The 19,710-nt window shown below is 40.9% G+C and carries 18 protein-coding genes; 11 read left to right on the forward strand and 7 right to left on the reverse strand.

What is annotated here, in order from left to right; genetic code table 11:
* Window positions 1-121: 121 nt before the first annotated feature.
* Both mnmC2 and J0654_RS08705 read right to left on the reverse strand, forming a co-directional pair.
* A complete protein-coding gene (gene mnmC2 / locus J0654_RS08700; protein ID WP_207027747.1) occupies window positions 122-784 on the reverse strand; it encodes a tRNA (5-methylaminomethyl-2-thiouridine)(34)-methyltransferase MnmC2 in 663 nt (220 codons plus the stop codon).
* Window positions 781-1,257 carry a DUF4920 domain-containing protein gene (locus J0654_RS08705; protein WP_207027749.1) on the reverse strand — a complete coding sequence of 159 codons (477 nt, stop codon included), beginning with the start codon at window positions 1,255-1,257 and terminating at the stop codon, window positions 781-783. The genes mnmC2 and J0654_RS08705 overlap by 4 nt, the downstream gene beginning before the upstream one ends.
* A 106-nt stretch (window positions 1,258-1,363) precedes the next feature.
* On the opposite strand from J0654_RS08705, the gene J0654_RS08710 reads away from it, so the two are divergent.
* The gene (locus J0654_RS08710) at window positions 1,364-2,434 is read left to right on the forward strand and encodes a branched-chain amino acid aminotransferase (protein WP_207027751.1); all 1,071 of its coding nucleotides are present in this window, start codon (window positions 1,364-1,366) and stop codon (window positions 2,432-2,434) included.
* Between the two features lie 29 nt (window positions 2,435-2,463).
* On the opposite strand, the gene J0654_RS08715 is transcribed toward J0654_RS08710, so the two are convergent.
* On the reverse strand, window positions 2,464-2,850 hold the full coding sequence (locus tag J0654_RS08715; protein WP_207027753.1) for a pyrophosphohydrolase domain-containing protein: 387 nt from the start codon (window positions 2,848-2,850) through the stop codon (window positions 2,464-2,466).
* Window positions 2,851-3,195: 345 nt separating this feature from the next.
* Here J0654_RS08715 and J0654_RS08720 point away from each other — a divergent pair, with 345 nt between their 5' ends.
* The 5 genes from J0654_RS08720 to J0654_RS08740 all read left to right on the forward strand — a co-directional run bounded on the left by J0654_RS08720 (window position 3,196) and on the right by J0654_RS08740 (window position 6,864).
* Window positions 3,196-3,375, forward strand: a complete 180-nt coding sequence (locus J0654_RS08720) for a hypothetical protein (protein ID WP_207027755.1) — start codon at window positions 3,196-3,198, stop codon at window positions 3,373-3,375.
* A 16-nt stretch (window positions 3,376-3,391) separates the two neighbouring features.
* The gene (crcB, locus tag J0654_RS08725) at window positions 3,392-3,763 is read left to right on the forward strand and encodes a fluoride efflux transporter CrcB (protein WP_207027757.1); all 372 of its coding nucleotides are present in this window, start codon (window positions 3,392-3,394) and stop codon (window positions 3,761-3,763) included.
* 272 nt (window positions 3,764-4,035) lie between these two features.
* Window positions 4,036-4,374, forward strand: a complete 339-nt coding sequence (locus J0654_RS08730) for a P-II family nitrogen regulator (RefSeq protein ID WP_127139216.1) — start codon at window positions 4,036-4,038, stop codon at window positions 4,372-4,374.
* Window positions 4,375-4,407: 33 nt separating this feature from the next.
* On the forward strand, window positions 4,408-5,688 hold the full coding sequence (locus J0654_RS08735; RefSeq protein WP_207027760.1) for an ammonium transporter: 1,281 nt from the start codon (window positions 4,408-4,410) through the stop codon (window positions 5,686-5,688).
* A 138-nt stretch (window positions 5,689-5,826) separates the two neighbouring features.
* Entirely contained in the window at window positions 5,827-6,864 is a 1,038-nt protein-coding gene (locus J0654_RS08740; protein ID WP_207027763.1) for an outer membrane beta-barrel protein, read from the forward strand.
* 54 nt (window positions 6,865-6,918) lie between these two features.
* Here J0654_RS08740 and J0654_RS08745 read toward each other — a convergent pair whose 3' ends face one another.
* The 3 genes from J0654_RS08745 to J0654_RS08755 form a co-directional block, all read right to left on the reverse strand.
* Window positions 6,919-7,557 (reverse strand): DUF1684 domain-containing protein, encoded by a 639-nt coding sequence (locus J0654_RS08745; protein WP_207027765.1) that lies wholly within the window; start codon window positions 7,555-7,557, stop codon window positions 6,919-6,921.
* 56 nt (window positions 7,558-7,613) lie between these two features.
* Window positions 7,614-8,975: an alpha/beta hydrolase gene (locus tag J0654_RS08750; protein WP_237685915.1), complete on the reverse strand. Its 1,362-nt coding sequence runs from the start codon at window positions 8,973-8,975 to the stop codon at window positions 7,614-7,616.
* A gap of 127 nt (window positions 8,976-9,102) precedes the next feature.
* Complete coding sequence (locus tag J0654_RS08755; protein WP_207027769.1) at window positions 9,103-9,555, reverse strand: Lrp/AsnC family transcriptional regulator; 453 nt, start codon at window positions 9,553-9,555, stop codon at window positions 9,103-9,105.
* Window positions 9,556-9,677: 122 nt separating this feature from the next.
* On the opposite strand from J0654_RS08755, the gene J0654_RS08760 reads away from it, so the two are divergent.
* Window positions 9,678-10,079 carry a hypothetical protein gene (locus J0654_RS08760; RefSeq protein ID WP_207027773.1) on the forward strand — a complete coding sequence of 134 codons (402 nt, stop codon included), beginning with the start codon at window positions 9,678-9,680 and terminating at the stop codon, window positions 10,077-10,079.
* A 6-nt stretch (window positions 10,080-10,085) separates the two neighbouring features.
* Here J0654_RS08760 and J0654_RS08765 read toward each other — a convergent pair whose 3' ends face one another.
* Entirely contained in the window at window positions 10,086-13,544 is a 3,459-nt protein-coding gene (locus J0654_RS08765; protein ID WP_207027774.1) for a methylmalonyl-CoA mutase family protein, read from the reverse strand.
* 142 nt (window positions 13,545-13,686) lie between these two features.
* Between J0654_RS08765 and purU the strand changes: the two genes are divergently transcribed.
* The 4 genes from purU (at window position 13,687) to J0654_RS08785 (ending at window position 19,570) form a co-directional block, all read left to right on the forward strand.
* Window positions 13,687-14,535 (forward strand): formyltetrahydrofolate deformylase, encoded by an 849-nt coding sequence (gene purU / locus J0654_RS08770; RefSeq protein WP_207027776.1) that lies wholly within the window; start codon window positions 13,687-13,689, stop codon window positions 14,533-14,535.
* A gap of 68 nt (window positions 14,536-14,603) precedes the next feature.
* Window positions 14,604-16,898: a glycoside hydrolase family 65 protein gene (locus J0654_RS08775; RefSeq protein ID WP_207027778.1), complete on the forward strand. Its 2,295-nt coding sequence runs from the start codon at window positions 14,604-14,606 to the stop codon at window positions 16,896-16,898.
* 30 nt (window positions 16,899-16,928) lie between these two features.
* Entirely contained in the window at window positions 16,929-18,788 is a 1,860-nt protein-coding gene (locus J0654_RS08780) for a glycoside hydrolase family 13 protein (protein ID WP_207027780.1), read from the forward strand.
* A gap of 77 nt (window positions 18,789-18,865) precedes the next feature.
* Window positions 18,866-19,570 (forward strand): DUF4197 domain-containing protein, encoded by a 705-nt coding sequence (locus tag J0654_RS08785; RefSeq protein ID WP_207027782.1) that lies wholly within the window; start codon window positions 18,866-18,868, stop codon window positions 19,568-19,570.
* Window positions 19,571-19,710 lie beyond the last annotated feature (140 nt).

Genomic DNA, 19,710 nt, shown 5'->3' on the forward strand with positions numbered 1-19,710 from the left:
ACAAATTTATAAGTTTAATCGTCTGTTTTTGAGACCTTAATTTAGGTTTAACATATTTGTTTAAACTTTAGTACAATTTATGACACCTATCACTGGCCAGTTAACACATCCTTGGCAAATGCTATAGTTTTTTGGCGCGAAGCATTTCTCTTTTTCCTGGGGGGCCGGGCAATCGTTCTACCGTAAACCCAACGGCCTGCATGGCCCTTCGTACGCTACCTTTGGCAGCATAGGTGACCAAAACCCCATTTACTTGCAATGCCCGATACATTTGCAAGAAAATCTCTTCGGTCCATAGTTCGGGCTGAACCCTAGCACCAAAAGCATCAAAATAAATAAGGTTGAACAAATTTTCCTCATTGATCTGCTTAAAATCTCTTTTTTGCTTTAAAATGGAAAAGTCGGGCGTAATTGAAATGGTCTCTTCCCAAGGAGAATTGTGCATTTTTCGGAATATATCCTCCAAATCTTCAAATCCCAACTGCTCGCAATAGTCCAATTGATCTACTTCTTCAATGGAAACCGGAAAAGCCTCCACGCCTACATAATCAATCTGTAACTGTTGTTCTATCGCTTCATGAAAAGTAATTAGAGCATTCAAGCCCGTTCCAAAACCTATCTCCAGTATATTGATTTTTTCATTTTGAAACAATCTCAATCCATGTTTTATAAAAACATGATAGGCTTCTTGAACCGCACCGTGCTTAGAGTGGTACTGTTCGTCCCAGTCCTCAATTTGGATGGTCTTGGAACCATCACCGGTCGTGATTATTTTTCGCTTCAAGGTTGGTTGGCTATCAGCACTCCTTCCGCTTCGAACCTTAGCGTTTTCTTGGGTGCGGTTATTTGGGCCAACTCATCTTCGGAGGCGCCTTCGTCTTCGGCATAATGCCTTTGGTCTTCAACAGACATTTCTTCTAAAAAGGCTGCACCGTTCATCACCACTTTTTTTCCCGCTGCATCTTTGGGAACGAAAAAACCGTAATCCTTAAATCGGACAAAAACTTCGTCGTCGGAATCCAATTGCACCTTCATCCAGCAGCCTTTGGACTGACAAACTTCCTTGATTTCACCAACAATTTGGGTCTGCAGAGAATCCTTGCCCGAAATCCCATCAAAAGGAGCGGATGTTTTTGAAGCTTTTCTAGAAACCTCAAATTCTTCTCCAAAATAATCTCCCTTAATAGTTTCCTGTTTGCACGAAACAATCAAAATGCCCACTAAAAAAATAGCAGCAAAAGTGTTAAAACTTCTCATTTTTGATAACATTTAAATAATTGTGGATTAAGTATGACATTTAGGTTTGTGAAACATCCAAAACTAACAATAAATAGCTAATTTTAACACGGTAAATGTACGTGATATGGAAACAATGGCTAACAAAATTGCTATAGAGAAGACTAAATCATCCAAAATCCACGATGTGGATTTTGACAATCTTTCCTTTGGAAGTGTCTATTCCGACCATATGTTGGTCTGTGATTATAAGAACGGTAAGTGGTCGGAGCCCAAAGTAGTTCCTTACCAGCCGATTACACTGGACCCGTCCGCAAAGATTTTCCATTATGGACAATCCATTTTTGAAGGAATGAAGGCCTACAAGGACGAAAATGGGAAAGCATGGCTCTTTAGGCCCGAGGAAAACTGGAAACGCCTGAACAAGTCGGCCAAAAGGTTGGCCATTCCAGAAATACCTGAAGCTTATTTTATGGAAGGTCTAAATGCACTGATTCAGCTGGAAAGTGACTGGATTCCTCAAAACCCAGGTAGCTCCTTATATATAAGACCTTTTGTTTTTGCTTCGGGAAACGGATTCCATGCCTCTCCTGCCGATGAGTATAAATTCATCATCGCCTGTGCACCTTCGGGAGCTTATTTCTCTGGCAAGGTAAAAGTACTGATTGAAGAAACGTACTCCAGAGCAGCAAACGGTGGTGTAGGATATGCAAAGGCAGGCGGTAACTACGCCGGTCAATTTTACCCGACACAACTGGCAGCCGAAAAAGGTTACCAACAAGTCATCTGGACCGATGACAACACCCATGAGTTTATAGAGGAAGCAGGCGCCATGAATGTTTTTGTCCGCATTAACGATACTTTAATGACAGCCCCAACCAGTGACCGTATCTTGGATGGGATAACGAGAAAAAGTATTTTGGATATCGCCAAGGACCAAGGCATTAAAACCGAGGTCCGAAAAATATCCGTTCACGAATTGGTAGAGGCCGCAGAGAATGGCTCCTTAAAAGAAATGTTCGGTGCTGGTACTGCCGCTGTGGTATCTCCTATTTCAGGTTTTGGTTACCATGGCAAAGATTACGACCTGCCCGAATTGGCTGAAAGCTATGCGTCCTTGTTAAAGAAAAGAATCACGGACATTCAATACAACCGTGCCGAAGATAAATTCGGATGGCGACACGAAGTCACCCAATAAAAAAGAAAAGGCGCCAGGTGGCGCCTTTTTTATTTATCTATAATGTTTTGAATGTCCGGCTTAAAGTAGTTCGGCCCTTTTAGCACCTTACCATCCTCGCGGTAAATAGGCTTTCCGTCATTACCAAGCTTACTCATATTGCTTCGCTGTATTTCCTCAAAAACTTCTTCAATCTTGTATTGCATACCATGCTCCAGAATGGTTCCGCATAAAATGTACAGCATATCCCCCAAGGCATCTGCCACTTCTACCAAATCGTTATTATTTGCGGCTTCCAAATACTCCCGGTTTTCCTCGTCCATCAAATTAAATCGAAGTTTGTTCTTGTCCTTTCCCAAATCAGCTTTTGGCTTTTGGGAAACCCCGAGGCCGAAAGAATTGTGGAATAGCTCCACGGCTTTAATTTTACTTTCCATTACACTTATTTGATTTAGCTTTGCATAAAAATATAAAATATGTTCAGCACAGGACAGATAATTTTTGCAGCCTTATTTTTTGTTGCCTTTGTGGTAATCATCACATTATCGTACAGAAAGGATAAAAAACTACACAAGAAAAACTATAAGGGTGTTATTTGGATTCTGATTTCATTCATAGCTTTTGTAATTATCCTGTTCATAATTAAATACTTCCTCAAAAATTAACGGTTAAATTGCCGTTACCACAAAAATCTCTCTTTTCACAACAATAGCAGGGCCTAGATTTCGTTCTTATAGGAAAACCCGTACTTTTGTTCAACAATACTTAAGCACCTAACCTAAATGACTGTATTTTTTAGTATACTTTCTGTATTGCTTGCCTTGAATGCCATTCTGTTGATTTTCAGCGTTAACGGAGCCAAGGAAAGATTCACTAAACCGATCCAACGGATCTCTGAGACCTCAACCACCAAACTTTTTCCCCGCGAGGCAGTAGAAACCGAATATAAGGAAGCGGTATAGTTTGTACCTTTAGGCCATGAAACAGGCCTTACTTGTCTTTTTTGGAGGGGGATTTGGAAGCGTTCTTCGCTATTTGATTTCCAAACCGCTCAACCCTCTTTTTCATAATTTCTTTTTTGGGACCTTTTTGGTCAATATGTTAGGTTGTCTATTAATCGGTCTATTTTTAGGGCTTTCCGCTAAAGGAAATATACTCACCTATAATAATACGCTGTTCTTGGCGACAGGATTTTGTGGTGGATTTACTACGTTTTCCGCATTTGCTTTTGAGAAACATTCTTTTATTAAAAATGGCGATCTTCTCAATTTGGCCATTTATATGTTTTCCAGTATCGGTGTCGGCGTTTTGGCTGTGGTTTTAGGATTATGGATCGCCAAAAATATTTAGCCGTTACAAATTGCGTTTTTATAGTTAATATTTGTTAAAAACTGAACATTCCTCATGTTTTAAAGATACTTTCTTGAAAAATATCACGGTAAATGACCTAAATACTAAGATTAAATCAACAAAAAAACAACAAAGGTTAACCTAAAATCAGATACCCCTAAAATTTAAGGGGTATTTTTCTTATACCCATAAAAATTACCGAACTACCCTCCCATTTTGAATAGTCTCGATTGAATTCCTATATATTTGGCTCATCAATTAACTACTTAATTATGAAAAAAGTCGAGGCAATTATCAGAAAATCCAAATTTGATGAGGTGAAGAAAGCCCTGCATCAAATTGAGGTGAACTTCTTTAGTTACTGGGATGTAACTGGAGTTGGAAATGAGAAACAAGGACATGTGTATCGTGGTATCTCCTATAGTACAAGCGATATACAGCGAAGGTATTTGGTTATCGTGGTTAGCGATGACTTTCTGGAAAAAACCGTGAATGTTTTACTGGACACTGCAGGAACAGGTAACGTAGGTGATGGAAAAATTTTCGTCTCCGATGTGATCGAAGCCTACAGGATCAGGACAAAGGAAAGCGGAAGCGCCGGAATCAACTAACATTAATAGCCAAAAAACTTAAAAACTTAGATTATGATTGTACAAGAACAAGAAGCGATAGATAAAGCCGTTGAAGCCATTGCTGGCGACATGGGCGCATTGTGGATTACGCTGGCAGCCATTTTGGTGTTTTTTATGCAGGCAGGATTTACCCTATTGGAGATAGGTTTTACCCGCAGTAAGAACAGCGGTAATATAATTATGAAAAACGTAATGGACCTAGCCGTTGGTTCGGTTATGTTCTGGGCAGTAGGTTATGCCATTATGTATGGTAGTGACCTCGTAGGTGGCGGATTTTTTAGATCCAGTCCATCCGATCAGGGATATTTCTTTTTTAGTGCTGATGATTGGTACAACCTGTTCTTCCAAACAGTGTTCTGTGCCACAGCTGCAACCATTGTATCGGGAGCGATTGCTGGAAGAACCAAATTCTCAACTTATTTGATTTTCTCCGCTATCCTTACCACACTGATTTATCCTATTTCAGGTAGCTGGTACTGGCCATTTGATGATGATGCATGGTTGAACACCGCAGGGTTTGTGGATTTTGCAGGTTCATCCGTAGTGCATGCCGTAGGTGGTGCTGCTGCGTTGGTAGCTGCCATTTTGGTCGGACCAAGGATTGGCAAATACGTAGACGGAAAAGCTCAAGCCATTCCAGGACACAACATGGCCTTTGGTGCACTGGGGGTGTTCATCCTTTGGTTGGGATGGTTCGGATTTAACGGTGGTTCCCAATTGGCTTGGGGCGGTGACGACACCATCGGAGCCACTAGTGTTATCGTAAATACAAATCTAGCTGCCGCAATTGGCGCCATTGCAGCCCTGTTCTTTACATGGGCCAGATATGGTAAAGCTGATATCTCCATGACCTTGAACGGTGCATTGGCAGGTTTGGTAGGTATTACCGCTGGATGTGGTTCCGTAAATGCTTGGGGAGCCCTTGCCATTGGTTTGGTGTGTGGAATTGTAGTGGTACTATCCATCGAATTTATTGATAAGAAACTTAAGATTGACGATCCAGTAGGAGCCATTTCCGTTCACGGAGTATGCGGATTCCTAGGAACGGTATTGATCGGCCTATTTGCATTGGATGGCGGATTGTTCTATGGTGGTAGTGGAAAACTACTTTGGGTTCAGACCTATGGGTCTTTGGCCTATATTGTTTGGGCAGCTGTTGCCTCCTTTGTAGTACTCTTTATTTTGAAGAAAACTATCGGACTTCGTGTATCGGAGCAAGAGGAAGTTGATGGATTGGACATGCACGAACATGGTGTCGAAGCTTATCCAGAGCATATTTCACAAGACAAATAGTTTCAAACTCACAAAAAGATTGATAAAAAGGAAACGGAGCGTTCTGCCAAACGCTCCGTTAGATAACCTTCTCAATCAAACTCACAATTATACAACTAACTGTCCTTCGCTAAAAGGACAACTTAAACTGATTATGATATGAAAACGATTATAAATACAAATTTCGGAAAAATTTTGGCCATTGCCATCATTTCAATGGTAACATTTTCGGCCTCAGCACAAGAGGAAGAAGCATCTAAGTTTAGCTTAAGTGGATCTGTTGATGCCTATTACAGAACAACTTTCCACGATGCCGGGGAATCCACCACTGCCTCCTTTACTTCCTTTGCGAACCAAACTGGTTTTGCTTTGGGTATGGCCAACCTCGTAGGCACCTATGACATGGGGGATACAGGTGTTGTTGTTGACTTGGTTTTTGGACCTAGGGGTACCGAGGCCACTTTTAACAACGATGTTCTTAACGGTATCATCAACCAGGCCTATGTATATTGGAATGTTTCCGAGAGCACAACATTGACCATGGGGCGTTTCAACACCTTTTTAGGGTATGAAGTAATTGCTCCACAGGCCAACTTCAACTATAGTGTTTCTTACCTATTTTCCAATGGACCATTTTCACACTTGGGTGTAAAGGCGGATTTTGCACTGTCCGATGATGTTAGCTTAATGCTTGCTGTGATGAATCCATGGGATACCAACGACATCAGTGATTCTGGCGAATATTCCTTGGGTGGTCAACTAGGTGCTTACGGTCAATTCTTGAACCTTTACTACGATAGCGGCAAAAGTGGTGGTCTTGGTTTTGAAATTGATTACACTGGAGGATTTGATCTTACTGAAGATTTCTTCTTTGGAATCAATGCAGCGTACAATGACAACTCAGAAACAGGAACTGGTTTCTATGGTGCGGCCATCTATCCACAATTAACAACATCCGATAGCTTTGCAATTGGACTTCGTGGAGAATACATGACGTTCACTGACGATGCCGTTGATGATGATTCCCCTGTTCTTGGGCTAACATTGACCGGTAGCTTTACAAAAGACAACCTTATTATAAAACCAGAGGTACGTTTGGATACTTGGGGGAACGATATAGAGCCTTATGTAGATAGTGACGGAGCTTTCACAAGCAACCAGTCCTCTTTCTTGATCGCTGCTATTTACTCCTTCTAAGAATAGATAGATATGACGTGAAAAAGCCTTACTCCATTAGGAATAAGGCTTTTTTTAGTCCTTGTTAAAATTTTTCACTCCTGCTCTCACATTAGTTCTCAAATAGTTTTGCCTTGGCACTAGAGGGCAGGAGTACTTTTTATTATACACACAGTAAGGATTATAGGCTTTGTTAAAATCTATCACCAAAGTATCTCCTTTGGGAATGGTCAAATCAATGTACCTTCCCCCACCATAAGTTTCTTCCCCATTGGTATTGTCCAAAAAAGGCAAAAACAGATAATCTTCATACTCTTCATCATCCATCAAACCCAAACTTTGGTATACCTCCAATTGATGCTCTGCACCATTTAGTGTAAAGTGTGCGATTCCGTAAACAACCTCCTGGGTTTGTCTATCCGTTGTTGTTGGCATAAGGAAAGGTTCCGCATCGGGAGTGCGCTCAAAACGTGCTTTTACAATATAAGTGGTGTCGGGTTCAAAAAAATCAAGACCATCAAAGTCTTTACGGTATTTATCCGGTAACGGAGAAGAATCAGGATCTTTAAAACTTTCATTTTGCTCCTTCTGATATTCGAGGATATCCGCAATCAAATCGGATGTGGAAGTTACTGTTTCTTCGTCGTCGTGGTACTTTTTACCTTGTCCGCAGGACATTAAAAAAACTATCGAAAGTAAGACTGCATATTTCATTCAGAAGATATTTATGCAAAAGTACAGCTTAAACTCGGAAGGCTTCAAATTTTGAGCTATGGTCGGTTTTCCTCAACTTCGATATCATACCGAGCATCTTCCAAATATTTTGAGACAAGTTGGTTGAATTCGGGTGTAATACGAAACAAAGCGGTATTTTCCAGGCTATAGAGTTTTTCCTTATCCTTAAAACCTTTTTTCAACAACTCTTCCAAATAGAACAGTGAGGTACCAAAATCATCGTTCTTGGCACTTAGAGAAATGATCTTAAAGTAGAAATCGAAATTATCGGGCTCCAAAATAGTTTTTAACATATATAAAAATGCCAAAGCATCTTCATCCACCACAGCTTCAGACGAAATAATTTCAATATTATCCTCCGCCAAGGCGTTCACAAAACCCAACAATCGATGTCCCATTTGTTTTTCGAATAGTTTTGAGCCTGAGATGAACTTATGTATCTCTCCCATTTGAAAGTTCCACCATCCTAAATTATTGAAATTATGGGTGTAGAGATCATCTTCCATATAGTATTGGTAATCTTCCTTAAGCATTGATTCCTTTAAAAAAGCAGCATTTTCCGCCCTTTTCATCAACTTGAAGTCCTTGTTTCTTCTTAGGTCTTTTTGCACCGATCTAAGGGAGTCCATATTTTTAAAAGCTCCGTAAATGGACATCATTTCGGTCATATACTGCTCAGCCCACAATAAATCACCTATACTTTTTAATTGATTTACCTTCTCCAAATCCTTTATATAGGCTTGCTCCACATAGGCAGAATCCATGGAAATCCATTTTCTGCCCATCGCATCCAAAGTAAAGAGTTGCATCCCTTTTTCTATATAAGAAACCCCTGGCCATTGTCCATCACCATCAAAAAGTAACATTTGATTGGGAAACTTATACTTGTCCAACAATTTGGTATCAGTGAGCATAAAGGGATAACTAAAATTCTCTTTACTAACAATACCAACAAAATGAAAAGAATCCTTGATATTGATAATTTCCCTATTGGCCAAAGATGCACCAATCGACATGGCACCGCTCACATTGTTAATAAGAACAGGGACCAAACTTGCAAATTGCCCTCCAGATGCTGCTCCTGCAGCATAAATTCGATTTGCCTTTATGGGCAACATACCGACAATTTCTTGGATCACCCGACTTGTGACCACCATGTTCTTGGACAACGAAATACTATCGACCAATTTAGGAGCAGCCAAAACATATCCTTCTTTTTCGGCGGCCAACACAAACATGGAAAGTGCTTTTTCGTCCTCTCCCTCATTATCTATCACCATAAGTAACGGCCATTCCTTATCCATGGAGAATTCTTTGGGAAGATATATGGAGTAATTACTGTTGGTAGAATCTTTGACCGAGATATTTTCAAGAATCTCTCCTTTTTTCAATACCATTAGTTGCGAAAAGACAGAAATTGCACAAAAAAAAGTCAGAAAGGTTAGCAAGTATGTTTTTTTCATAATTCTAAGTTCACAAAAATCCAGCCAAAGTCTGTTCCAAATAATCAACTTAACAAGAAAGTTATTTACTCACCTTACTTTTTTTGATGGGCGAGTTAGCTACAACATTGGACAATACAATGTGCGTCCTACATTCTCCATAAACGATAAGTTCATCAATAAATTTTTCTAAATGTGATTGATCTCTGAGCACTACTTCCATAATAATGTTTTCATTACCCGTTATTCGATAACAATTGACCACCTCCTGAAAGGTTTTTACCTTATCCAAAAAAGGCTTCAACTTTCCCATAAAAGCCCGCAACATAATTATGGCCTTAAGCTGATAACCAGCTTCAACATAAGAAATATTGGCCCCATAACGCTCAATAATCCCAAGGTCTTCCATCTTTTTCACGCGCTCCGCCACAGCGGGTGGTGTCAAGCCGATTTTCCTCCCAATATGGGCGAATGATTCCCTCGCATTTTGCTGCAAATGGTTCAATATTTGCCAATTCAAGTCATCTATCTTCATATATAAAGAAATATACCACTATTTTTTTGTAATCGAAAGTAAAATCAAATAATAGCTTTGTTAACAAAAGTAAAAAAAATTGAATCGTGCTTAATTTTATAAGACAAAATTGCTAGAAAAACATGGAGAGACATTCTCTTAATTCCCTTGGTGTATACCGTAGATCTTTGGCCCTTCGCGACATGAGCGAAGCGGTTGCGGCTTATTTTGCCCAAAACAGAGAGATTTTGTCCCTGCGCAAAATAGATTCTTTCCGAGATGACATTTCCAAATCTTTGTTGGCAGATGCTGACCTTATAACCAAAGAAGTCGAACAAGCCGCGTTGAGCAATTGTCCATCCGTTCGTATGAGGAGCCTTTCCTACGTAAACATTATGACCCGTAACATTTTGGCCTATTGCAATGGATTGGAACGCGACGGGGTTAAAGAAAAGGAATACCTGAACCTTCTTAGAAAAGAGATTCGCATATTCCGGGTTTCCTTTAAAAAATGGAGAAAGTCCTTGATCAACAAGAACGACTAATTTCCCTTACATATTTCTTCGGTACTGCCCCCCTACTTGGAACAGCGCTTCGGTTATCTGGCCTAAAGAGCAATATTTGGCGGCCTCCATCAATTTTTCAAAAATGTTTTCATTGTTGATGGCCACTTCCTGTAATTCGTTCAACTGTTTTTCAGCTTCGTAAGCCTCCCGTTTGTGAAGGTTTTGCAGGGTCTTTATCTGATTTTCCTTTTCAGTTTCTGTAGCACGAATCACCTCTGCCGGTAAAATGGTCGGCGAACCTTTGGAACTCAAAAATGTATTTACCCCAATAATCGGATATTCTCCCGAGTGCTTCAAGGTTTCATAGTGAAGGCTTTCCTCTTGAATCTTGGAGCGCTGATACATTGTTTCCATTGCTCCGAGTACACCACCACGTTCCGTAATCCTGTCAAACTCCATTAAAACGGCCTCTTCTACCAAATCGGTCAGCTCTTCAATAATGAAAGATCCTTGTATTGGATTTTCATTTTTAGCCAATCCCAGTTCTTTATTGATAATCAGCTGTATGGCCATTGCCCTTCGGACAGACTCCTCTGTAGGCGTAGTGATCGCCTCATCATAAGCATTGGTATGCAAAGAATTGCAATTGTCATAAATCGCATATAATGCCTGAAGTGTGGTACGGATATCGTTAAAATCGATTTCCTGTGCGTGCAGGCTTCTTCCTGAGGTTTGGATGTGGTATTTCAACATCTGAGCCCTTGGATTGGCCCCATATTTTTCCTTTAGGGCCTTAGACCAAATGCGTCGAGCCACACGCCCAATGACCGCATATTCCGGGTCCACTCCGTTGGAAAAGAAGAACGAAAGGTTTGGACCAAACTTGTTGATGTCCATTCCACGGCTCAAGTAGTATTCCACATAGGTAAAACCATTGGAAAGTGTAAAGGCCAACTGGGTGATAGGATTGGCCCCCGCCTCGGCAATATGATAGCCCGAAATGGAAACCGAGTAGAAATTGCGCACCTTTTGCTCAATAAAATACTCCTGTACATCGCCCATCAATCGCAGTGCAAATTCGGTCGAAAAAATACAGGTGTTCTGTGCTTGGTCTTCTTTTAAAATATCAGCCTGCACCGTACCACGAACCTGGTTCAGGGTCTTGGTCCTTATTTCTTGGTATACACTTTCGGGAAGCACTTGGTCTCCCGTTACGCCCAAGAGCATCAACCCAAGGCCATTGTTCCCTTCGGGAAGTTCGCCGTAATAGTTGGGCTGTGCCATCCCTTTCTCTTTAAAAATAGTCTTGATCTTATCTTCGGTCTCTTTTTCCAAACCATTCTCCTTGATATACTTCTCGCAGTTTTGATCAATGGCTGCGTTCATAAAAAAGGCCAAAAGCATGGGCGCGGGACCATTAATAGTCATACTTACTGAGGTCATTGGGCTGCTCAGGTCAAAACCGGAATACAGTTTTTTGGCGTCGTCCAAACAGCAGATGGACACTCCTGCATTACCAATTTTTCCGTAGATATCCGGTCTATGGTCTGGATCGTTCCCGTATAAGGTCACCGAATCAAATGCGGTGGACAATCGTTTGGCGGGCATATCCATACTCACATAATGGAATCGACGGTTGGTCCGCTCTGGGCCGCCTTCACCTGCAAACATTCGGGTAGGATCTTCCCCTTCCCTTTTAAAAGGATACAGTCCCGCAGTGTATGGGAATTCGCCTGGAACATTTTCCTGCAAGATCCATTGTAAGATATCCCCCCACGCTTTGTACTTGGGCAAGGACACTTTTGGAATCTGACTGTGCGATAAGGATTCGGTATGTGTTTTAATGTTGACTTCCTTGTCCCTCACTTTAAAGGAGTAGATTTCTGCTTTGTAGCGGTCAACTTTTTCTTTCCATTTTAAAAGGGCCTCCCAATGGTGTGGGTTCAAGTGCATTTTTACCCGATCAAATTCCTTGATGAGCAGGTTTATCAATTCCTTGGATGCCCCATTTTTGATGTGGGATTCGATTTTCTCTTCATTCAAGCCCGATTTATCCAAGAACAATGCTTCTGCCTGTTCTTGGTCCATTTCCAATGTGGATGCCATTGTCAAAAAGATACCGTAAAGTTTTTGGGCTATTTTGGCCTCTTCCTTTGCCTTGGCATCATAACCCCTGTTGTTTTCGGCTATCTCTGATAAATATCGTGTTCGGGATGGTGGAATCACATAGATTTTCTCCGACATTTCCTGGGTGATCTCCAGAGTGGAGTTCAAAGTGGAACCTGCTTTCTCCACCAAGGTTTCCATCACCTTTTTATAAAGGTTGTTCATTCCAGGATCATTGAACTGCGAAGCAATGGTACCAAAAATTGGGAGTTCGTCTTCATTGGTATGCCATAATCCATGGTTTCGGGCATATTGCTTTTTCACATCGCGAATCGCATCCAAAGCCCCCCGTTTATCAAATTTGTTGATAGCAACAATATCGGCGAAGTCCAGCATATCGATTTTCTCCAATTGTGTGGCCGCACCAAATTCCGGTGTCATCACATAAAGCGATATATCGCTGTGTTCCAATATTTCTGTATCGGATTGACCTATCCCTGAGGTTTCCAGGATGATCAGGTCATATTTTGCTGCTTTTAGAACTTGTACCGCCTCCGCTACATATTTGGACAAAGCCAAATTAGACTGCCGGGTGGCCAACGAACGCATGTATACCCTATCGTTATTGATTGCGTTCATTCGTATTCTATCTCCCAAAAGGGCGCCACCTGTTTTTCGTTTGGATGGGTCCACGGAAACAATCCCAATGTGTTTATCAGGAAAATCTATTAAAAATCGGCGTACCAATTCATCTACCAAACTGGATTTACCAGCTCCTCCAGTTCCCGTAATTCCTAAAACGGGAACATTATTTTCGGCTTTTTCAATGACTGGTTGATATTTTTCAAACGCTTCGTGGCGGTTTTCAGCCAAAGAAATCAACCGTGCCAAGGTGTTGGGATGTTTAGCCTTGAGTTCATCTTCAAGAGTTTTTTCTTTGGGAAGGTCCAAATCGGGAACTGCATTATCACATCGTTCCACCAAATCATTGATCATACCCTGAAGACCCATTTCCCGACCGTCATCGGGAGAATAAATCCGTTCAATGCCGTAATCCATCAGTTCCTTTATCTCTTCAGGTAGGATAACACCGCCACCGCCACCAAAAATTTTGATATGGCTCGCACCTCTTTCTTTCAACAAATCGAACATATATCGGAAGTATTCGTTGTGCCCACCTTGGTATGATGTCATTGCAATGGCATTGGCATCCTCTTGGATCGCACAATCCACCACTTCTGCCACACTCCTATCGTGTCCTAAATGAATCACCTCGACCCCAGTAGCTTGGATGATTCTTCGCATAATATTAATTGCTGCATCATGCCCATCGAACAGGGATGCTGCGGTAACAATTCTTATTTTATGGTTAGGCTTGTAGGGTTTAATTTGTTCCATCTGCAATAAAAGGTCTGATTTTGCTCTGCAATTTACAGAAAATGCAATTGAAAATTGATTTTGATTAAGATTGTATAAAAAATATTAAATCTTTGGGCTTCCTTTTTTGAATACCATAATTTTATCCGCCTAAATGTGTCCAATGAAACTGACCATCCTTATCAATTGTCCAGACCAATCGGGAATCATCCGCTCGGTAACCACTTTTATCCATCAACAAAAAGGGAACGTGGTTTATTTGGACCAACATGTGGACAAACAAGCTGGCGTTTTTTTTATGCGTTTAAAAAGTGAGTTTGAACAGGAATTGGACCTATCCAAGTTTAAAGAGGATTTTAAACAGGAATTGGCTACTGAGTTTCATATGGAATGGGACGCCTATACCGATGTGTACCGACCCAAAATGGCCATTTTTGTTTCCAAATACAATCATTGCCTTTATGATTTGCTGAGCCGTTACAATTCTGGTGAGTTGTCGGTGGATATCCCCTTTATCTTAAGCAACCATAAGGATTTGGAATATGTAGCGGAACAGTTTGACATCCCCTATTTTTATATTCCCGTGACCAAAGAAAATAAATCCGAAGCCGAGGACAGGCAACTGGAGCTTTTGGAACAATATGGGGTTGATTTTATTGTTTTGGCGAGGTACATGCAAATAGTATCACCAAAGGTGATTGATGTGTTCCCACAGAAAATCATCAATATCCACCATTCTTTTTTACCTGCCTTTGCAGGGGCAAAACCTTACCACGCCGCTTTTAAAAGGGGCGTTAAGATTATTGGTGCAACAAGCCATTACGTTACAGCGGATTTGGATGCCGGGCCTATCATTGAACAGGATGTGACCACAGTTTCACATACCCATTCCGTAAAGGATTTTATAGCCAAAGGAAGGGACTTGGAGCGTATTGTTCTTTCCCGTGCGGTGCAGCTTCACGTAGCACGGAAAACCATGGTATACAACAATAAAACCGTGATTTTTTCTTAGGGGAAAGATTACGTATCTTCTAATCAGCAAGTAAACATTAAATAAACACAACATCAATCATTTTTACAATGAATCAAGACTACATACAACCCAACCCATGGAGCATTATTGAAGAAGGTTTTGACCAAGATCGAGTCAAATCTTCAGAAAGCCTTTTCAGTATTGGTAATGGTGCCATGGGGCAACGTGCCAATTTTGAAGAATCATATTCTGGCCCTACTTTTCAAGGAAGCTATATTGGAGGAGTCTATTATCCCGACAAAACCCGTGTGGGGTGGTGGAAAAACGGTTATCCTGAATACTTTGCCAAAGTATTGAATGCCCCGAATTGGATTGGAATTGATATAGAGATAAATGGCACACCCTTGGATTTGGCCACTTGTACCAACATTAAAAACTTTAAGAGGGAACTGAACATGAAAGAAGGGTGGTATCGAAGAAATTTCTTAGCTACCACATCCAACAATATAGAAATTGAAGTAGTTGCCACACGATTTCTGAGTCTGTCCCATGATGAAGTTGGAGCCATCAAGTTTGAAATCGCCCCTCTTAATTCGGATGCAGAGGTGGTTTTTAAACCTTATATCGATTCGGGCATCACCAATGAAGACAGTAACTGGGACGATAAATTTTGGAATACCACAAGCATCAAAACAGAAAAGAACAGGGCCTTTATCGAGTCGCATACCATGAAAACCCATTTTAATGTATGCACCTTTATGCAAGCCCATTTGATTTATAACGACACCTTATCAACAACTCCTGATTCCGAAACCAAAGAAGAACTTTCCGTTGGCTTTCAATTCGCGCAAAACATAAAAAAAGGAGAAAAAGTAAGCTTGGTAAAATTTGGCGGATACACGGTGGACCGCAATCACAAGGCCAACAAATTAACCGAAGCTGCCAATAAAACATTGGACCAAGTCTCATCTCTTGGCTTTGATGGTCTTTTGGAAGAACAGAAAAAAGCTTGGGGGCAAATTTGGGAAATGAGCGACATCAACATCGACGGAGATGTTAAAGCTCAGCAAGGCATTCGCTTCAATATTTTTCAACTGAACCAGACCTATACTGGAACCGATTCCAAGCTTAATATTGGCCCCAAAGGATTTACCGGTGAAAAATATGGTGGAAGTACCTATTGGGACACGGAAGCGTACTGTCTTCCATTTTATATGGCGACCAAAAATCAGGAAGTAGCCCGAAAACTGCTCAAATACAGGTACAACCATCTAGAGAAAGCCATCGAAAACGCTGAAAAGCTCGGTTTTAAAAATGGTGCGGCCCTCTATCCCATGGTCACCATGAACGGTGAAGAATGCCATAACGAATGGGAAATCACATTTGAAGAGATCCACAGGAACGGAGCCATAGCATACGCCATTTACAACTACACAAGATATACCGAAGATTACAGCTACGTTCCAGAAATGGGATTGGAAGTTCTGATCGGAATAGCCCGTTTTTGGCAGCAACGGGTAAATTGGTCCGCACATCGCAACAAATATGTAATGCTTGGTGTAACCGGTCCAAACGAGTATGAAAATAACGTAAACAACAATTGGTACACAAATTACTTGGCCAAATGGTGTTTGGAATATGCCTTGGAGCAATTGGAACACGTGCAACAGAATTATCCAGAGGATTATAAAAGGGTAATTGAGAAGACCCAGTTGAACAACGAGGAGACGGGGCTTTGGAAAAAAGTAGCTGCGCATATGTACTTCCCTCGTTCAGAAGAGCATGGGGTTTACCTCCAGCAAGATGGATTTTTGGATAAGGATTTGATCCGCGTGGCAGATCTGGATAAAAAAGAACGCCCGATCAACCAACATTGGAGCTGGGACAGGATTTTACGCTCCCCATATATCAAACAGGCGGATACACTTCAAGGATTTTATTTCTTTGAAGACCACTTTACTGACGAGGAACTGGAAAAACATTTCGATTTTTATGAGCCGTTCACCGTTCACGAGTCTTCGCTATCCCCATGTGTACACTCTGTTCAAGCCGCAAAATTGGACCGAATGGAGCAAGCCTACACTTTTTATCTCCGTACGTCAAGATTGGATTTGGACGATTACAACAAAGAGGTAGAAGAGGGATTGCACATTACCTCCATGGCCGGAACCTGGATGAGTATTGTAGAAGGTTTTGGTGGGATGCGAATCAAGGGTGGTACACTTTGTTTTTCTCCCAAAATACCAGAACAATGGGAAATGTATTCCTTTAAAATCAACTTTAGGAATCGAATTTTGAAAGTAACCGTTACGCAGGATGGAGCGGTATTTAATATTGACGAAGGTGACGCCCTTGAGGTAATCGTTAACGAGCAACCGTTGCGTGTTTCCCATCAATCCTAAAAGGAGGAACTTCCAACTGAACTTATATTCATGAGAAATCTTATAACTCTTGTTCTATTCACCATTTGTGGAGTGGCATCTGGTCAAATAGAACGTGTGGAACCACCTAACTGGTGGGTCGGGATGCAACAGACAGCATTGGAAATTTTGGTCTATGGGGACAACATAAGCGACCTAGTCCCTGAATTTTCTGGGAACATTACCATCAAAAAGGTAGTGAAAACGGAAAATCCCAATTATTTATTTGTAACGGTCGACACGGAGGAGTTATCGCCTGGAATTCAAACGTTATTCCTTAAAAAGGGTCGAAGAACGATTGATTCTTTTGATTATGAGTTCAAAGCAAGAAGAGAAAATTCAGATCAAAGAAAAGGGTTTGACTCATCAGATGTCATATATCTTATAATGCCGGACCGATTTGCCAATGGAAACCCATCAAACGACAGTACACCGGAGACTATAGAAAAAGCCAACCGAGACCATCAAGGTGGGCGGCATGGCGGCGATATTCAAGGCATCATAGATCATTTGGACTACATCCACGAACTGGGAGCGACCACGCTGTGGAGCACACCGCTCACTTTGGATAACGAAAAAGTGTATTCGTACCATGGCTATGCTTGTAGCGATCTTTATAAAATTGACCCACGTTATGGTTCCAATGAAGATTTTGCCAAGCTTTCCGCCGAACTCCATAAACGAGACATGAAACATATCATGGATTTTGTTCCCAACCATTGGGGCATAAGCCATTGGCTCATTCAAGATCTACCATCCAAAGATTGGATTCATTATTGGGAAGGTGGAGAAAATGGTTTTAAAAGAAGCAATTACATACAAACCACTCAATTTGACCCCAATGCATCACAGCTTGATGCCAAGGGCTGCATGGATGGATGGTTTGATTACACCATGCCCGACATGAACGAAAGCAACCCCATGGTGATCAACTACTTGGTGCAAAATGCCATTTGGTGGATAGAAAGCGGGGATTTGGATGGCATCCGGGTAGACACTTATCCTTACAATGACAAGCAGGGAATTACCGAGTGGGTGACCCGTGTGATGGAAGAATACCCCAACTTCAATATTATGGGGGAAACTTTTATGCATGACACGGCCCATATCGCCTATTGGCAAAAAGACAGTAAAGTTGGTGCCATACAAGGGTTTAATTCCAATTTGCCCACAGTGATGGATTTCCCATTGCACGATATTCTATTACAAGTTTTCAATGAGGATGAGCAGAATTGGAGTGGTGGTGTTTATAGGGTTTATAACCATTTGACCAAGGATTTCCTATATCCCAACATCAATAATCTACTGATAAAAATGGGCAACCATGATGTTAATCGTATCAATCAGGAATTTGAGAGCGACTTGGACAAATACAAACTGGCTCTCACCTTAATACTGACATTGCGTGGAATACCCCAAATTTATTATGGTGATGAAATAGGAATGTTGGGAGACAAAAGTAAGGGCGATGGTGATATTCGCCGGGATTTTCCAGGTGGATGGCCAGGAGATGAACATAATGCCTATACCAGCGATGGAAGAACTGTTGCACAAAACAAGTATTTTGATTTCACCAAAAAACTATTGAACTGGCGAAAAGGCAAACCAGCTGTCCATTTCGGGAAAACACTTCATTTTTCCCCTGTAAATAACATCTACGTATACTTTAGATACTTGCCCAATGATCCTGATGAAACCGTAATGGTGGTTTTGAACAGTTCCGACAAAGACCAAAAAATTAACCTTGAGCGATTTTCCGAAGGTATGCAAGGATTCAATAAAGGATGGGAAATAAATTCAGGCGCTGCATACGAGCTGAATCAAACCATAGAAATTGGTGCCAAAAGCGGATTGATTTTTGAATTGAGGTGATTTCACCTAAAAAATCTCGAAATCAGTCGGTTTTAAGGTGATTCGAAGTATTTTCATATCCATTTAAATATTTAACCATGAAAAGATTATTGCTATGCTTTTTAGCTTTCCAACTTGTAGGATGTGCCGAACTGCAACAAGTTGTAAACCAACTGCCCCAAGGAACAAATGGAATTGGAAATGCCGAAATCGCACAAGGATTGCGGGAAGCCCTTAACATGGGCATTGAAAAACAAGTGAACAAACTGACCAGTGAAAATGGATTTTACAAAAACGAATTGGTCAAAATTCTGCTTCCAGAGGAATTACAGAAAGTGGACAAAACGCTTCGAGATATCGGTTTGTCCAGCTTGGCAGATGAGGGGTTGAGAATTATCAACCGCGCTGCAGAAGATGCCGTTGGTGAAGCCACGCCTATTTTTGTAGATGCCGTAAAGGGTATCACTTTTAATGATGCCAAACAGATTTTGTTGGGGAACGATAATGCAGCGACCCAATATTTACAGCAAGCTACAAAGAGCCAGTTATACAATAAATTCAATCCTATTATTAAAAACTCCTTTCAAAAAGTAGGTGCAGACCAAATATGGAGCAACATTATCACAAAGTATAACAGCTTACCCTTGACCAACAATGTCAATCCAGATTTAACCGATTATACTACCAATGAAGCCTTGGAGGGAGTCTACACCATGATTGCCGTTGAAGAAAAGGAAATTAGGACAAAAGTTTCCTCTCGCACAACAAATTTGTTAAAAAAAGTATTCGCTCTACAAGATTAATCACAATTTTTTAAGAAAAATGTAATAACTTTATAGGTAATGCGTTATAACTGTAATAATTAAGTATAATTATAACAAAATCCTAAAGTTAAATTAACCTTGACCTGAAGGTTAAACTTGAATTTTGTACAAGTTATCTG

Source organism: Flagellimonas profundi, assembly GCF_017313275.1.
Taxonomy (GTDB): Bacteria; Bacteroidota; Bacteroidia; order Flavobacteriales; family Flavobacteriaceae; genus Flagellimonas; species Flagellimonas profundi.

Coding starts and splice junctions, on each gene's coding strand:
- J0654_RS08705 (WP_207027749.1), bottom strand. CDS start 1,257: ATGAGAAGTTTTAACACTTTTGCTGCTATTTTTTTAGTGGGCATTTTG.
- purU (WP_207027776.1), top strand. CDS start 13,687: ATGAAACTGACCATCCTTATCAATTGTCCAGACCAATCGGGAATCATC.
- J0654_RS08780 (WP_207027780.1), top strand. CDS start 16,929: ATGAGAAATCTTATAACTCTTGTTCTATTCACCATTTGTGGAGTGGCA.
- J0654_RS08735 (WP_207027760.1), top strand. CDS start 4,408: ATGATTGTACAAGAACAAGAAGCGATAGATAAAGCCGTTGAAGCCATT.
- J0654_RS08710 (WP_207027751.1), top strand. CDS start 1,364: ATGGAAACAATGGCTAACAAAATTGCTATAGAGAAGACTAAATCATCC.
- J0654_RS08760 (WP_207027773.1), top strand. CDS start 9,678: ATGGAGAGACATTCTCTTAATTCCCTTGGTGTATACCGTAGATCTTTG.
- J0654_RS08755 (WP_207027769.1), bottom strand. CDS start 9,555: ATGAAGATAGATGACTTGAATTGGCAAATATTGAACCATTTGCAGCAA.
- J0654_RS08720 (WP_207027755.1), top strand. CDS start 3,196: ATGACTGTATTTTTTAGTATACTTTCTGTATTGCTTGCCTTGAATGCC.
- J0654_RS08785 (WP_207027782.1), top strand. CDS start 18,866: ATGAAAAGATTATTGCTATGCTTTTTAGCTTTCCAACTTGTAGGATGT.
- J0654_RS08740 (WP_207027763.1), top strand. CDS start 5,827: ATGAAAACGATTATAAATACAAATTTCGGAAAAATTTTGGCCATTGCC.
- J0654_RS08765 (WP_207027774.1), bottom strand. CDS start 13,544: ATGGAACAAATTAAACCCTACAAGCCTAACCATAAAATAAGAATTGTT.
- J0654_RS08750 (WP_237685915.1), bottom strand. CDS start 8,975: ATGGTATTGAAAAAAGGAGAGATTCTTGAAAATATCTCGGTCAAAGAT.
- J0654_RS08715 (WP_207027753.1), bottom strand. CDS start 2,850: ATGGAAAGTAAAATTAAAGCCGTGGAGCTATTCCACAATTCTTTCGGC.
- crcB (WP_207027757.1), top strand. CDS start 3,392: ATGAAACAGGCCTTACTTGTCTTTTTTGGAGGGGGATTTGGAAGCGTT.
- J0654_RS08775 (WP_207027778.1), top strand. CDS start 14,604: ATGAATCAAGACTACATACAACCCAACCCATGGAGCATTATTGAAGAA.
- J0654_RS08730 (WP_127139216.1), top strand. CDS start 4,036: ATGAAAAAAGTCGAGGCAATTATCAGAAAATCCAAATTTGATGAGGTG.
- J0654_RS08745 (WP_207027765.1), bottom strand. CDS start 7,557: ATGAAATATGCAGTCTTACTTTCGATAGTTTTTTTAATGTCCTGCGGA.